Origin of the sequence: Hoylesella shahii (genome assembly GCF_937990675.1) — a bacterium.
In the GTDB taxonomy this organism is placed as follows: domain Bacteria; phylum Bacteroidota; class Bacteroidia; order Bacteroidales; family Bacteroidaceae; genus Prevotella; species Prevotella shahii.
Map to the genome: position 1 here is coordinate 75,347 of NZ_CALKQY010000024.1, position 16,186 is coordinate 91,532.

7 protein-coding genes and 1 CRISPR repeat array are annotated in these 16,186 nt (G+C 42.9%); of the genes, 6 read left to right on the forward strand and 1 reads right to left on the reverse strand.

What is annotated here, in order from left to right:
- The first annotated feature begins 24 nt into the window (after positions 1 to 24).
- The 5 genes from QME03_RS03760 to cas2 all read left to right on the forward strand — a co-directional run bounded on the left by QME03_RS03760 (position 25) and on the right by cas2 (position 11,046).
- A complete protein-coding gene (locus QME03_RS03760) occupies positions 25 to 1,119 on the forward strand; it encodes a hypothetical protein (RefSeq protein WP_281723519.1) in 1,095 nt (364 codons plus the stop codon).
- A 443-nt stretch (positions 1,120 to 1,562) separates the two neighbouring features.
- Positions 1,563 to 4,403 (forward strand): M16 family metallopeptidase, encoded by a 2,841-nt coding sequence (locus QME03_RS03765; RefSeq protein ID WP_281723520.1) that lies wholly within the window; start codon positions 1,563 to 1,565, stop codon positions 4,401 to 4,403.
- A 1,750-nt stretch (positions 4,404 to 6,153) separates the two neighbouring features.
- Positions 6,154 to 9,831, forward strand: a complete 3,678-nt coding sequence (cas9, locus tag QME03_RS03770; protein WP_281723521.1) for a type II CRISPR RNA-guided endonuclease Cas9 — start codon at positions 6,154 to 6,156, stop codon at positions 9,829 to 9,831.
- Positions 9,824 to 10,711 (forward strand): type II CRISPR-associated endonuclease Cas1, encoded by an 888-nt coding sequence (gene cas1 / locus QME03_RS03775; RefSeq protein ID WP_281723522.1) that lies wholly within the window; start codon positions 9,824 to 9,826, stop codon positions 10,709 to 10,711. Before cas9 ends, cas1 begins: the two co-directional genes overlap by 8 nt.
- Complete coding sequence (gene cas2, locus QME03_RS03780) at positions 10,708 to 11,046, forward strand: CRISPR-associated endonuclease Cas2 (protein WP_281723523.1); 339 nt, start codon at positions 10,708 to 10,710, stop codon at positions 11,044 to 11,046. The genes cas1 and cas2 overlap by 4 nt, the downstream gene beginning before the upstream one ends.
- A 91-nt stretch (positions 11,047 to 11,137) precedes the next feature.
- Positions 11,138 to 13,214: direct repeats of the CRISPR family, unit length 36 nt; unit sequence GTTGTGGTTTGATGTAGAATAACGATATAATGCAAC.
- Positions 13,215 to 14,828: 1,614 nt separating this feature from the next.
- Here the strand turns inward: cas2 and QME03_RS03785 are convergent.
- Positions 14,829 to 15,260 (reverse strand): Hsp20/alpha crystallin family protein, encoded by a 432-nt coding sequence (locus QME03_RS03785; protein ID WP_232227273.1) that lies wholly within the window; start codon positions 15,258 to 15,260, stop codon positions 14,829 to 14,831.
- Positions 15,261 to 15,860: 600 nt separating this feature from the next.
- Between QME03_RS03785 and QME03_RS03790 the strand changes: the two genes are divergently transcribed.
- Positions 15,861 to 16,178, forward strand: a complete 318-nt coding sequence (locus QME03_RS03790; RefSeq protein WP_110370271.1) for a heavy metal-binding domain-containing protein — start codon at positions 15,861 to 15,863, stop codon at positions 16,176 to 16,178.
- Positions 16,179 to 16,186: the final 8 nt, after the last annotated feature.

The window sequence follows — 16,186 nt, forward strand, 5'->3', positions numbered from 1 at the left end:
ACAAATATAGATAAAATGCAAAATATGATGGTTTTTAAAAGAACTGCCGGCGCATTTTTGATGCTATTAGCTGGCGCGTTTACACTGCAAGCGCAGAATGACAAAGTGAACCTCAACATTAGCGTGGCCAATAAAGGCGGCGCACCCACTATCACGCTTAAGAAGTCGGCCGAATGCCAAGCTTATTGTCTTGCCTTGTTCACATCAGACATCGCTGGCATCATCAAAGATGAAGTGGTTGACGGATATTTCACCGGACAAAAGAAGCCCCACTACACCGATAATGCTAAGGATAAGAAACTGGTGGATTATGGATTGGTGGTTGTTCCCGAAAAAGAATACACCCTCATCGCCCTCGGTTATGGCAAGGATGGAAAGCCAGGTAAGGTAGTTCGTACACAGTTTGTTGCTCCTCGCAGGCAAGGTTTCTCTTCGGCGCAAGTGTTGGCACAGGTTATCAACCTCGGACCCGACAGCGTTACGGTGAAGTTCACACCCAATACCGATGTGGCTGGCTATGCACTTTGCCAGTTTGAAGGAGGAACTATCGAACAAACCGTGAAAGAACACGGACCAATGATGGGCTTCTCTAATGCTTACGATATGATTAAGCAATTTAGTGGAAAAGATTATACCACCGAAAAGCAACACACTTGGCGCGAAATGGTGCCAGATGCTAACTATGAGATTTGTGTGTTGGCATGGGATAAAAATGGTGTATTCCAAGAAATTACTAAGGTTCCTGTTACAACCAAGAAGCTTGGCGGACCTGGTGATGCCACTGTAGAAATTAAGATTGGTGAATTTGGTGGTAGCAAGAAGGGTGGTTATTTCCAAGATGTTACTTACACTCCTAACGACCAAGCTGCTTTGCATCGCGACATCATCATCACCGAAGAGGCTTTCAATAAGGCCGACATGGGTAATTTTGGCGTAATCAAGATGTTGCAAACCGACCATCCCAAAGATATCTACTGGAACCAATACCGTGTAGACAGAGCTAGATGGAACGCCACTCCACTCACCACCTACTACGCTTGCTCTATTGCCAAGAACGTAGACGGCAAGTGGGGAGAACTCAAAAAGGTGAAGTTTACCACACCTGCAGCTAAAGAATAAAACAAACTCTTTGCACTAGCTTCTGGCTATCATGTAATATTCAGTTGGCGGGTTTTGCTTATGCCTCGTCGTTGGTATAAAACCACACCAAAGGCATTCGCAAAATAGTTCACCAAGGCCTACTATGCCTATAAACTTAGTGATGAACCACCAATTCAACAGAATGGAGTGGGGCGGCCAACCTTCATTGGCCACCCAATAACTAATGATACTCGTATTTAGTTGATGGTAGGATGATACCGCACCCGGTGTGTTTTACTCCTCCATACGCATGTCGCACTATCCAACTTAACATAATCTTAGGGGTGTTTCCTAATAAGATAAGCCCCATAACCTTGCGAATGCGGAGTGAGAAAACATCCGGGGCGGCTCTGCTAGGATGCTATTTGCAACAGTGGCACGTTTTACGCTGTCTAAAAACCTAAACCACTTATCGAAACAAAATGAATAACTTGAAGACAATTCTATCTGGTTGGGCTTTTTTAGCCCTGCTTTTACCCACTAGCTTGTGTGGGCAAAACGCTAATCAGGCCCCGCCTATCCCCGTTGATACAGCTGTGAGGATTGGTACGCTGCCCAACGGATTGACGTATTACATACGCCATAACAATTGGCCCGAACATCGAGCCGACTTCTATATTGCCCAAAAGGTGGGCTCTATACAGGAAGAAGAGAGCCAAAGAGGTTTGGCCCACTTCCTAGAACACATGTGCTTTAATGGAACGAAGCATTTCCCTGGCAACGAACTTATTCGCTACTTGGAGACGCTTGGTGTGAAGTTTGGTGGCGACCTCAATGCTTACACCTCTATCGACCAAACCGTTTACAATATTTCTAACGTGCCCACAATGCGCCAATCAGCACTCGACTCGTGTTTGCTGATTCTAAGCGACTGGGCTAACGCACTTACGCTCGACCCTGCCGAGATTGATAAGGAACGCGGAGTGATACACGAAGAGTGGCGCGAACGCACCGGGCCTAACATGCGAATGCTCGAACGCAATCTACTTAAATTATATTCGGGAAGCAAATACGGTGCTCGCTTCCCTATAGGACTGATGAGTGTGGTAGACAACTTCAAACCTAAAGAGTTGCGCGACTACTACGAGAAATGGTATCATCCATCTAATCAAGGCATCATCGTTGTTGGTGATGTTGATGTGGCACACACCGAAGCCATGATTAAAAAGCTTTTCGGCCCCTTAAAGAACCCCGAAAACCAGGCTAAGATTGAAGATGTGGCTGTGCCTGATAACGAAGAACCCATCATTGTGGTGGATAAAGACCGCGAACAGCAAAGCAGTGCTGTGGAGGTGTCGTTCAAGCACGAGGTTTGGCCCGATTCAAAGAAGGCTAATGTTGATTATCTTCTTGCCAATTATGCCAAGAATATGGCTCTAGGTATGCTCAACGACCGTTATGCCGAGGCTGTACAAAAGTCGGCCGATTGCCCTTATCTTGGCGCTTCGGCTGCCGATGGCAACTTTATCTTTGCCAAAACGAAGGGGGCTTTCACCATCAGTGCCACACCACGCGACATGGCTGGGTCGGCTGCTGCATTGCAAGCTGCATTGGTTGAGGCTCACCGAGCTGCCAAATACGGATTTACTCAAGGCGAATACGATCGCGCTAAGGCCAACTTGCTCAGTGCTTTAGAAAAGGCTTATAATGGCCGAGATAAACGCGGAAACGCCTCTTTTGCCGACGACTACAAAGGTCATTTCCTTTCGCAAGAGCCCATTCCCGCCTTCGAAGACTATTATGAGATAATGAAGCAGTTGGTACCCAACATCCCCTTGGCCGACATCAATAGCATCCTTCCTCAGTTGTTGCCCAATAACGACCGCAACATGGTTATCGTAAGTTTCAACAACGAACAAGAAGGTAATGTTTATCCCACACCCGAATCGCTGCTCGCAGCTGTACATGCTGCTCGTAGCACCAAGGTTGAACCCTATGTTGATACCGTAAAAGAGAAACCATTGATGACGAAGTTGCCTCGTCCTGGCAAGATTGTTAAGGAAAAGAAGAATGCCGAACTGGGTTACACCGAACTCAAACTCTCTAATGGGGTAACGGTTATCCTGAAGAAAACCGACTTTAAGAAAGACCAAGTTAACTTTGCCGCAAGTGGTCATGGTGGTAAATCACTCTATGGAGCTAAGGATTATACCAACTTGGCTGTGTTCAACGACATTGTCGCAATTAGTGGACTTGGTGGTTTTAGCAACATGGAATTGCCCAAAATTCTTGCTGGTAAGATTGCCAATGCTGGTCTGTCTATGGGCGATAAGTATATGGGCATGTCGGGTGGCTCGTCTAAACGCGATGTAGAAACGATGCTGCAGCTGGCACATCTCTACCTCTCTGGCCACATCACCAAAGACGCACAATCGTTCTCGGCACTCATGGATTCGTGGCGCACGGCTCTCAAGAACCGTTCTTTAAATCACGACATCGCTTTCAACGATTCGCTCGTGTCTACCGTTTACGGCCATAACCCACGCTTGTTGCCCGTATTGGAAAAAGATTTACCCGACATCAATTACGACCGCATTCTGCAAATAGCACGCGAACGCACTGATAATGCAGCCGCATGGACCTTCAGTTTCATTGGCGACTTCGACGAACCGCTGCTGCGTAAGCTCATTTGCCGTTATCTAGGCTCGTTGCCCACTAAGGGTAAGGTGGTTAAAGGCCATCTCACCAGTTCGTTTGTCAAAGGAAAAATTGAGAATGTGTTCCGTCGCAAGATGGAAACGCCTAAGGCAATGGCCTGTGTGATGTGGCATACCACCGATGTTCCTTACTCTGTAGAAAACGCTGTACGCATGAATATGATTGGTCAGATACTTTCGATGGTCTACCTAAAAACCATCCGCGAAGATGCATCTGCTGCTTATTCGGTATCGGCTGAAGGTGGAGCAACCATCGATGGCGACTATCACGACTACTCGGTGCTAGTTACTTGCCCAGTGAAACCCGAGAAAAGCGACACCGCAATGACCATCATCTATCGCGAAGCTGATAACATGACTCGCACCTGCGACGCAGCTATGCTCGACAAGGTGAAAGAGTATATGCTCAAGAGTGTGGCTAGCGCCGAAAAAACCAATGCTTATTGGAGTGGCGTTATCAACATGTATCGCCGTCATGGCATCAACATGCACACACGCTATCGCGACATGATTAAGCAACAGACGCCCGAAAAACTCTGTGCGCTGATGAAGCAAATACTTCAAAGTGGCAACCGCATCACGGTTGAGATGCTGCCACAAGAATAAAGGGTTGAAGCTGAATGGTTAAATAGAAGCTGTTGAGAGGTGAAAGGGCGCTGGGTGAGAAGATGAAAAGGTGCACACACCAGTAATGGCCTATGCTTAAAGGCGGTGAATCAATATAATACGATGGGGTTAGCGAACCCCTTAAATCACCCGCCCTCACGCTCATGAAGCGTGGAGCAAGCATATTTTCACCTTTATCTCCTTGCTCTTCTGCCTCTCATTCACAGATTCTACATGTCTTTACAGCTATTAAGTGAAATATAGAATAATATTAAAATGTTTGTGATTTAATGGTTTGATGAATTAATGGAACAGGAAACTGGTTCGCGATGAATAGGTTGCGCAGAGAAGCTGAGAGGGGAAGGTTGGTCTTCATGCCCCTTTTGTTTGGGCAGAATCCCCTCTTTTCCACTTCTCTGCTCCATTAATTCCAACTACAGTCTTTGCACTGATAGTTGTTGGCTTGTGGACTTAGCATGTAAACGCTAGTCCCAACCGCCCAACCACCAATGGTCTTGGCTTGTAGCCGCTGAGCGGTTGCCCTGTCTAGAGCACTTAATTGGAAAGGTAAATGGGTGAGAAAATAGGAAAGCTGAAAACTTCTAGCTGTCGCGTGTATGGCAATAGCCTAGCGCCTATGTTTGTTTTCAACTTTCCTATTTTTTCCAACTCGTTCTAAAACTGGTCTTTTAGTACAGTTTTCAGTTCTAGTCTTAATTGGTGTTGCTTATTTTTTAGGGGGAGAATGATTAGCTATCTACCCCAACATACAAGTAAGTGGCGCCAGATTAAGCCCAACACATCGAAGCACTAAGCCCCAAAGAAGCGCCCCACACACTGCGTGCGCAACTTTTATAGCCAGTCTTCGCACTTTGTCTTTCCCAGTCTTTGCTCTAATAAAAATATCAGACGCTACGTTTGGAGAAGTGAGTATGATAAGAGAGAGAATTAAAAAATATAGCATCATGCTCCTCTTCTCTTCACGTAGCGCTTTTTTCTTTGTTTTATGGCTTAACGGTGTACATTCGCCAGCCGTCTCCGCTAAAAATTGTTCTTCAATAGTCCCATTTGCCGTTTGGCTTGTCCTGCCCAATGAGCATTATCATTGGATTCAACGCTTTGTTCAACTTGCAAAATGTCAGCAAGAAGGGGGCTATCCATTAAATTTCCAGCATAATGTGTGCCAACCATGTTGAAAAAGCAGTAGGTTTAGCCTTATTGCCGCTACCACCCATTTTGTTTATGCGTCGCATTTCGTGCCTGTACAGCGCACATTTGCCCTATCATACCATGACTTTTAACGTTATACATCCCGAATTATTGTTTCCATTAGATTTTTTTCAAAGCAAAATGAGTGCTTCAGCAATTGTTTCTCCTCACAAATAAGTGTGATTATATGGCCGCCTTCACACATGCATGCCAGCCATGAAGTTTTGCGCCCATCGGTATATAGTTCGCTCTGTGTCGAGTTTTGTCTGCTTTTATGCGTTTTTATGTTGTCTAACGATAGTTTATGTAACGTTTCGCAGTACTTCTTTCTTAAGTTTTACATAAAAAAAGCCCCTCCGAAGAGGGGCAATAGGGTCAAGGCCCTTCGGCATATAGCCTTATTGTGATAAGATGTAGAATATATCTTATGGTTGCAAAAGTAAAAAGAATATTTGTTTTAACCAAATTTTTACAGTAAATTTACGCCTATATTTTGTGTAAAAACAAACGATAAAAACAATCAACTTAACCCCATTTGGTTATGAAAACAAAAATATTAGGCCTAGATACGGGCACAAATAGTTTAGCTTGGGCTGTGGTAGAACGCGATGAGAACGGCAAATACAGCCTTTTGAAGTATGGCGATACCATCTTTACCGAAGGAGTAAAGATAGAAAAAGGAATTGAATCGTCTAAAGCTGCCGAGCGAACGGGGCACAAAGCTTTGCGTGTGCATTATTATAGACGGCGACTACGCAAAATTGAGACGCTTAAAGCGCTTGTGCAACTTAACTTATGTCCTTATCTTTCTGGAGAGCAACTTGCCGAATGGAAACGGAAAAAGACTTATCCACTCATGTCCGACTTTATGCTTTGGCAGCGTTCGGGTAGTGCTTTAGAGGATAATCCTTATTTTTGTAGGCACATATGTTTAACGCAGAAGCTTGATCTGGCCGACCAAGGGCAACGTTTCCTCCTTGGAAGGGCAATGTATCATCTGGCGCAACGTCGTGGATTTCTTAGCAACAGGCTCGACACTAGTGCCGATTCCGAGGATTCGGGAAAGGTTAAATCGGGCATTGCTCAGCTTTCTGTTGAGATGGAAAAGGCCGGTTGTCATTATCTAGGCGAGTATTTTTATCAACTCTACAAGCAACACGGCAACACCGTGAGGCTAAGAAGCCGATATACCGATAGGGAAGAACATTATCAAAAGGAGTTCTTTGCCATCTGCGAAAAACAAGAACTGGATGCCCAATGGGTTGAAACCCTGCAAAGGGCCTTGTATTTCCAACGCCCGTTAAAGTCGCAACGCAAGGGTGTGGGTATGTGTACGTTCGAACCCAAGAAGCATCGTTGTGCTGAGTCGCACCCCGATTACGAAGCGTTCAGAATGCTCTGCTTCATCAATAACGTCAAGATACGAACCCCTAAAGACGTTTCGTTGCGCCCGCTAAACGCTGAAGAACGCGAAACGATTTGGCCACTGTTTTTCAGAAAGTCTAAGCCCAACTTTGATTTTGAGGACATTGCAAAGACATTGGCAGGAAAAAACAACTACGCTTGGTTTGATGAATCATGCGAAAAGCCATACAGATTTAACTACCGCATGCACCAAGGCGTGTCGGGCTGTCCCGTAACAGCACAGTTAATAGACATCTTCGGAAGCGATTGGAAGGCTGGCATTGCCGAAACATACACGGCCGTTGGAAAGAAGAACGGCACAAAGACCATAGACGAAATGGCAGATGATGCATGGAACGTGCTTCATTCATTCTCGTCGAAAGACAAGTTAAAGGCTTTCGCCACCGAGAAGTTGCAACTCGATGAAGCCTGTGCCACGAAGTTTGCCAATGCAAAACTTCCGCATGGCTTTGCCGCGTTAAGCCTTAAAGCCATTCGCAACATTCTGCCTTTCTTACGCCAAGGCTTCATCTACGCCCACGCCGTACTCTTGGCCAAGATACCCGACATTGTTTCAAACGCCGTTTGGGATGATGCTCACAAACGCGAGCAGATACTTTCCGGGCTGCTGGAGATTATCGAAAACTATAACCCCAAAGACTGTGGCGTAGAGGGTACGATAGACTTCTGCATCAAAAGTCACTTGCAAGATGTGATCGACCTGCGTCCAGGTGCAGCCGATGCGCTTTATCATCCCTCGATGATAGAAACCTATCCCGATGCGAAGCCGAACGCCGAAGGTAAATTACAGTTAGGTAGTCCGCGCACCAACTCTATTCGAAACCCCATGGCCATGCGCTCGCTGCACGTGTTGCGCAGTGTGGTTAACCAATTGTTGCGCGATGGTATTATTGACAGAAACACCGAAGTTCATGTGGAATATGCTCGCGAACTGAATGATGCCAATAAGCGAAAGGCAATAGCCGATTATCAAAAGGATATTGAACGCAAACGTGCGGATTATCGCAAACGCATTATTGAACTGTATAAAGACGAATGCCACAAAGAGATAGAACCCACCGACACAGACATTCTTAAATTTCAACTATGGGAAGAACAAAACCACAAGTGCCTATACACAGACAGCGAGATTGGCATCTGCGATTTTCTAGGTGATAATCCGAAGTTCGACATCGAGCATACCATCCCTCGAAGTGTTGGTGGTGACAGCACACAAATGAATCTAACGCTCTGCGATGCCAAGTTTAATAGGCAGGAAAAGGGTGCTAAATTGCCCGTACAGCTTAGCAATCACGACGATATATTGGTTAGAATTTCTCCTTGGAATGATAAGTGCGATGAACTACGAAAGCAGATAGATAGGATACGTACTTTTAGTGGGATGGAGAAGGGGATGAAAGACCGGTTGATACAAAAGCGGCATCGGCTGAAGATGGAGTTAGATTATTGGCAAGGTAAATACAATAGGTTTACGATGACCGAGGTGCCCGAAGGCTTTAGTCGCCGTCAAGGTGCAGGCATTGGTTTGATTTCAAAGTATGCGGGGTTGTTCTTAAAGTCTCTCTTCCACAACGAACAAAATCCCAACAAGAGCAATGTCTACGTAGTGAAAGGCATAACAACAGCCGAGTTTAGGCGGATGTGGGGATTGCAAGGCGAGTACGAAAAGAAATCGCGCGTTAATCACTGCCATCATTGCATAGATGCTATCACCATTGCATGTATAGGTAAAGGCGAGTACGATAGGATGGCGCAATACTATCACATCGAGGAACTTTACAATTGGCATGGTTCAACATCTAAGCCTCATTTTGATAAACCTTGGCCCAAATTCGCTGAAGATGTATTGGATATAGAACATTCGTTGTTGGTGAAGCATCTCACCAACGATAACATGCCTAAGCAGGCCAAAAAGCACGTGCGTACAGCTAAGGGTAAATATCTTGCTCAAGGCGACACTGCCAGAGGTTCGCTACATAAAGACACTTATTATGGTGCAATCGAGCAAGAAGGCGAGATACGCTATGTGTTGCGTAAGTCTTTAAGCGACTTTGATAGTGAATCGGAACTTGAAAATATAGTAGACCAAGCCGTTAAGGAGAAGATAAAGGTGGCTGTTGCTGGTAAGAACTTTAAGGCAGCCATTGCCGAGCCCATATTTATGAATAAGGAAAAGGGTATAAGGATAAATAAGGTGAGGTGCTATGCTGACAGTGTTAAGAATCCGCTACATATACGTCAACAACGTGATTTGTCGGATAAAGAATATAAGCAACAATTTCATGTGGTTAACGATAGCAACTATATGTTGGCGATTTATGAAGGGGAAGTTAAGGGTAAGGTGAAACGCGATTTTGTGCTTGTTAATAATATCACTGCGGCATCGTTCTTCAAGCGGAGTAATCGTAGAAAGAATGCTGAAACGCTTGTACCTAAAACAAGCCCGAAAGGTAATTTGCCTTTACTTGTTATATTGAAAATAGGTATGCAAGTTCTTCTTTATGAGAAATCGTCAGAAGAGATAAAGTTTGACAAACCACACGATTTGGTAAAACGTTTGTATAAAGTTGTCGGACTTAGCATAGACGGTAGTTGTATTATGATTGATCTAAGATACAATCAAGAAGCTAGGCAAGCCAAAGATGTAAAACCCAAGAAAGGTGCGTATATGGAAAACGAACAGTTTAGACCTTGCATAAGACTTAGGCACACGCAGTTTAAGGCACTTGTTGAGGGCATCGACTTTGAGTTTAACATTCTTGGCGAGATTAAAAAGAAAGATAACCATGCTTAAAAGAAGTCTCGTTTTTACTTCGCCCGCAACTCTGTCGTTGAAGAATGCACAACTGGTGATAACTTTAAAGGAACAGCCCGATGCTTGTCGGACTGTTCCCATTGAAGAACTTGGAGTTGTGTTGGTGGATAGCCCCATGGTAAGCCTAACCATACCTTTGATAAACGCTTTGGCCGACGAGAATGTTGCCCTTATCTTTTGCGACCAGAAAGGTATGCCTAACGCCCTTACACTTAGCCTACATGCCAACGCCAGTCAAGGCGAAAGTTATCGCGAACAAGTATCTGCAAGCGAAACGTTGAAGAAAGTACTATGGAAACAACTTATTGAGGCGAAGATTAGAAATCAAGCGCGTTTGCTTAGCAAACAAGGCAAACGGGGAGAACTGTTAAAGCCACTTTATATGAACGTGAAAAGTGGCGATGCAGATAATAAGGAAGGTGTGGCTGCTAAACTGTATTGGACCGAATTGTTTGGTAAAGACTTCCGGCGCGACCGCGACCTGCCTGGTCTCAACATCCTACTAAACTATGGCTATGCCGTTTTGCGTGCCGCCACCGCACGCGCTTTGATGGCTTCGGGTTTACATCCCGCCTTCGGTCTGTTTCACCGTAATCGGGGAGATGCTTTCCCCTTGGCCGACGATGTGATGGAACCCTACCGTCCTTTTGTTGATGAAATAGTATATAAGCTAGCTGCAGAACAAGCACTTAGCCTCGATAAAACAACGAAAGGTAGTTTAATCACCATGTTGTTTTGTGATGTGCAAATGTCCAAAGTTGTTCGTCCGCTCAGTGTAGCATTAACCATGACAACTGCATCCTTAGAGAAGTGCTTTTCGAAAGAGATTGATAAACTGCAATTGCCGATTTTTCAATGACCTACGAACGTTTAAATCACTACCATATTATGTGGCTTTTTCTCATGTTCGACCTTCCAACGTCCACTCAAAAAGAACGTAAAGAAGCTACGCGCTTTAGAAAAGATCTTGAACGCGATGGCTTTACCAAGTATCAATTTAGTGTATACGTGCGTTATTGCGGATCCTATGAGAGTATGAATGTACACATAAAGCGAATTAAATCGTTTGCTCCTAGCAAGGGATTTATAAGTATATTGTCTGTAACAGATAAGCAATATTCCAGCATTGTTAATGTATGGGGTGAGATAGAAACAAATAAACACCCAAAACCCATCCAGTTAGAATTTTTTTAATAACTTTGCATCACAAAGCTATATCTTTCCACTTCGTGTGATTATGTTACATAAACAAATTTCCTTAATATCAGTGATTTAAGTGATACACGTTGTGGTTTGATGTAGAATAACGATATAATGCAACCCAAGCCCCACGCGTGCCGTGTTGATGTAGTTGTGGTTTGATGTAGAATAACGATATAATGCAACTATTCTACCCCTGCAATGATGGGAAGTACAGTTGTGGTTTGATGTAGAATAACGATATAATGCAACTAATCAGCAAGGCGATAGCCATCGATTGCGGTTGTGGTTTGATGTAGAATAACGATATAATGCAACATAGCAGTTGAAAAATCTGTAGGATATATTGTTGTGGTTTGATGTAGAATAACGATATAATGCAACATCTTCAACGCATTCTTTGACGAGGTATCAGTTGTGGTTTGATGTAGAATAACGATATAATGCAACATTGTATGTTTTTTCGTCACCATTGCGTGCGTTGTGGTTTGATGTAGAATAACGATATAATGCAACTTGGCAATGCGACAAAACATTCGTTATTGAGTTGTGGTTTGATGTAGAATAACGATATAATGCAACTCTGCGCGCTTTACTTCTGCATCGGCTGCGGTTGTGGTTTGATGTAGAATAACGATATAATGCAACTTCAACTACTCTGATAGGGTTTCGCACTAGGTTGTGGTTTGATGTAGAATAACGATATAATGCAACTTTGGATGGAGAAGTACAGCGAAGAAACAGGTTGTGGTTTGATGTAGAATAACGATATAATGCAACAATTGCGTGTTCCTTTAATTCTCTCGTGGGTTGTGGTTTGATGTAGAATAACGATATAATGCAACTAATGAAGTGGCAGCATATAGACTTAGAGGGTTGTGGTTTGATGTAGAATAACGATATAATGCAACTTTGCGAGCATTGTCTGAATACGGAATAAGTTGTGGTTTGATGTAGAATAACGATATAATGCAACTAAATTTTTATTAACTACAATAGCAAGCCTGTTGTGGTTTGATGTAGAATAACGATATAATGCAACTTACAATGATGTTACTTTTTGGAGTAATAAGTTGTGGTTTGATGTAGAATAACGATATAATGCAACCTCATGATGTCTTTAATTGAGGTGCGAAACGTTGTGGTTTGATGTAGAATAACGATATAATGCAACTTAAGAACGACAGCGGCGCGAGTGGCGGCAGTTGTGGTTTGATGTAGAATAACGATATAATGCAACTAAATTGTTTATCATTATTAGCCCACGTCAGTTGTGGTTTGATGTAGAATAACGATATAATGCAACGCGGTTGCCTGTGTTGGTTGCAGCGGAGTGGTTGTGGTTTGATGTAGAATAACGATATAATGCAACACAGTTGCGCTTTCCTCCAACTCTCTCGTGGTTGTGGTTTGATGTAGAATAACGATATAATGCAACGCGTTGTTCGCGGTATTCGGGCTGCTGATAGTTGTGGTTTGATGTAGAATAACGATATAATGCAACCGGCGACCGCGAGAACTTCATGCGCCTCTGTTGTGGTTTGATGTAGAATAACGATATAATGCAACGATTCCTTGTAAACGTGATTTATAACTGCTGTTGTGGTTTGATGTAGAATAACGATATAATGCAACCCAATCGCCGTCAACTCCTACAAACCTATCGTTGTGGTTTGATGTAGAATAACGATATAATGCAACGCGAAATAGTTCTCCATGTAAGCGCGTTGGTTGTGGTTTGATGTAGAATAACGATATAATGCAACGCGAGTTTTTTTGGGGGGCTGAACATTCAGGTTGTGGTTTGATGTAGAATAACGATATAATGCAACAGGTTTGTGAGAATGGTTTTCATGCCTGCGGTTGTGGTTTGATGTAGAATAACGATATAATGCAACCCATTTCCTACAATTTCCTACACCGGCCTAGTTGTGGTTTGATGTAGAATAACGATATAATGCAACGCATCCAAGCGAACAATGAAGCATTGGGTAGTTGTGGTTTGATGTAGAATAACGATATAATGCAACAGGTTTGTGAGAATGGTTTTCATGCCTGCGGTTGTGGTTTGATGTAGAATAACGATATAATGCAACAACGAACGCGAACAGAAAATGTGTCTGGCAGTTGTGGTTTGATGTAGAATAACGATATAATGCAACCTACGCTTTAGAAGAGAGGAACAGCTACTTTTAGTGCGACGTGATAACGCTTATGCCAACTCATTATAAATTGCAATTACAATTATTGCTGTCCGGTAAAAATAAACTGAAAGCTCTGTATCCCTTTATCCATCGGTGTTGCAGCCGTTTTACTTATCCATGGGCTTGGTTTTCAGTTTTAAACTGTAAGCATTATAAAATGTGCTTATTTTGACAAGGAAAGCCCTATAATAACCAAATAAATTAATGAAATCATAAGTTTAAGCCTATTTTATCTAACACAGATAACTCCCAAAAGTTTTATCGGACACCAATAAATTACAATCGTATTTAATGCAGCATGGTGATGTGTTTTTAAACGAAAATAGGATAGCACCCATAGTCCACACCACAATAGAGAATGGTGCAAGGTAGGGGTTGTGCCTTATCAAACACAAGGGAATAGTGTTGATGGCGCAAACCAATTTTTCGTGTTTATGATGTTAAAAGAGTAATAAAAGTTTACAAAACACACCCCTCGGCTCATCGCATTCTAGAGAAAATAGATGCTCAAAAGCATGAATTTAGGCCGTTTTTTAGCCCTCTTTACTTTATTTTTACATTCGCTTTCTGCAAAATATCGGCATTTTGCACCATTTAGGCTTTCTATTTGCTCGATTGCTCTCGATTTTTCACCGTCCGAAAATGGGTTTCAGTCGCTAAAATACTACTTTTTTAAGTCGTTTTTACCTGTAAAAGACGCATTTTTTAGTTGTTTCGACGACCATAAAATGCTGTCTTATCCGTAAAATGCACCATTTTACCTTGCGTTTTGTAGGAGTTAGCACTGCGTTTAGCACGAGTTAGCACTGCATTTAGCACGAGTTAGCACTGCGTTTTGCATGAGTTAGCACTGCATTTTGCTACAAATAGCACAAATTTTAGCGCTAAACACCGTTTATTTCATCAAAAATTCGCTTTATTTGCAATGGGTGGCGAAGTGGTTTTTGGGTTAAGCAAACCCCTCGCGAGAATCGATTATTTGCCACCGAGTGACTAGTTGGTGAGAAAAAAGCCACTCATAATGTTAAATTTTCTGCCGAATATTTTACAGTTTAAGTATGTGTACTTTCTTAAACTTCAACCGATGGCCATACCGCTTTTTGCATGTTTTATCTTGTTTTCATTGCTTCCACGTCATTTTTCGTTTGCTTGTCGGCATCCTGCTTGTTTTATTCTTTTGATGTACCGCATTACGCTTTCAAGAAAATCACAGGTTATTCCCCATCAACAAGCGCGCCATTGTAGCTGAGCATTAGTTGTTTGAGCAATCGCTTAGTGCCGAATGTTTTCTAAATGCTGCACAATCGCATTTTGAGCGTTCATTAGCAACGAGCGTCTAACCCAAAAGCGTGGGGCAAAGACCTAAAAAATAAGTCCGGCAACATCGCTGCTGTCGGACTTCAGGAAAACTAATTCTACCAAATAAAAACTAAATATCAATCAAACTAAACATTACTAGTGTTATGTGTCGCTACTCTATTGAGAGCGTATTTCTTAGCCATGGCAATGCGCAAGCAAGCTTGGCATTGCCCAATGGCACAACTAAAACCATTTAAATTATGACCATCAGCCTTAGCCAATCTCAATGTTTCTAAACTGCTTTTGTTCTTCCTTCACCACCTTGGGTAAGTCAACAGTCAGCACACCATCGTTTACACGGGCTGCGATAGCTTCGCGATTAACGTCGTCGGGTAGGACAAGTGTCTGTTCATATTTAGAATAGCTAAACTCCCTTCGTAGGTAATGCGTTTTTTCGTTCTCGTTGGTTTCCTCGCGTTTTTGTTCCAATTTGATGTTCAGGTTGCCGTCTTCGTTCACGTTAACACTGAAATCTTCTTTCTTTAATCCAGGTGCAGCAAGTTCAACGGTATATTGTTTATCGTTCTCCAATACATTGATAGCAGGAGCCGTTGCGTTGGTTCGAGGCATGAAGTTGGTGTTTAAAAAGTCGTCGAACACTTCGGGCAACCACGAATTTCTTCTCATTACTGGTAACATAATCATATCTCCTATCTTTATAAGTTGTTGTTTGTAATTTTCGTTTTATGTCTTAGCCTTGGCTTTGCCTTGGCTTCACAAGCCTATACACAAGTTTCGTACCAACGAAATAATATACGCCAAATTGGCAAAACGATGTGACAAAATGGCAAACCGTTGTATTCGTTATTGCTTGTTTATAGCCGTTATGTGTTTATCTATAATCAGTTATGCTGTTTAGGCTGCTAAGTGGCAAATATAATTATGGTTTAGGGCAAACACAATGGGCGAAGATGTGTGAGGCATGTTGCGAGTTTAAGTTGGCGTTGTATTTTTTTATCATTGCGATTAACCCCCTTTCGCTCATTTACAAGCCCACAAGTTTACAACCATAACCATGTTTAGCCCTTGCAAAAGCAATAAATAGGCTTTTCGTTTTTTCACCTTTATTATCATCCTAGTCACTTACGAACTCAAAAAAAATACTTATCTTTGTCCACGATAACTAAAATATAGCTCTGCATAAGGGCCTAGCCGTGAGGCATTCCCCCACTTAATAAATATGCCAAGAAGCACACGCTAACAATCTTAACAGCAATTTTTTACACAATAATAATAGGTATCAAGATGTTAATTACAACAACTCCCACCATCGAAGGGCGTCCCATACAAGCGTATAAGGGCGTAGTTACAGGCGAAACGATTGTAGGCGCCAATGTATTTAAAGATTTTTTGGCTGGCATACGCGATATTATCGGTGGTCGTAGTGGCTCTTACGAGAAAGTTTTGCGCGAAGCCAAAGACACATCTCTAGCCGAGATGCAACAGCGAGCAGCAGAATTGGGAGCCAATGCCATTGTTGGTGTTGATATAGACTACGAAACAGTGGGCCAAAATAGTTCGATGCTCATGGTGGCTGTTAGCGGTACAGCGGTGGTAATCTAAGTATTATC

What these genes read in the sequence shown, in the direction of transcription:
- QME03_RS03760 (WP_281723519.1), top strand. Translation starts at nt 25, where the DNA reads ATGATGGTTTTTAAAAGAACTGCCGGCGCATTTTTGATGCTATTAGCT.
- QME03_RS03765 (WP_281723520.1), top strand. Translation starts at nt 1,563, where the DNA reads ATGAATAACTTGAAGACAATTCTATCTGGTTGGGCTTTTTTAGCCCTG.
- cas9 (WP_281723521.1), top strand. Translation starts at nt 6,154, where the DNA reads ATGAAAACAAAAATATTAGGCCTAGATACGGGCACAAATAGTTTAGCT.
- cas1 (WP_281723522.1), top strand. Translation starts at nt 9,824, where the DNA reads ATGCTTAAAAGAAGTCTCGTTTTTACTTCGCCCGCAACTCTGTCGTTG.
- cas2 (WP_281723523.1), top strand. Translation starts at nt 10,708, where the DNA reads ATGACCTACGAACGTTTAAATCACTACCATATTATGTGGCTTTTTCTC.
- QME03_RS03785 (WP_232227273.1), bottom strand. Translation starts at nt 15,260, where the DNA reads ATGATTATGTTACCAGTAATGAGAAGAAATTCGTGGTTGCCCGAAGTG.
- QME03_RS03790 (WP_110370271.1), top strand. Translation starts at nt 15,861, where the DNA reads ATGTTAATTACAACAACTCCCACCATCGAAGGGCGTCCCATACAAGCG.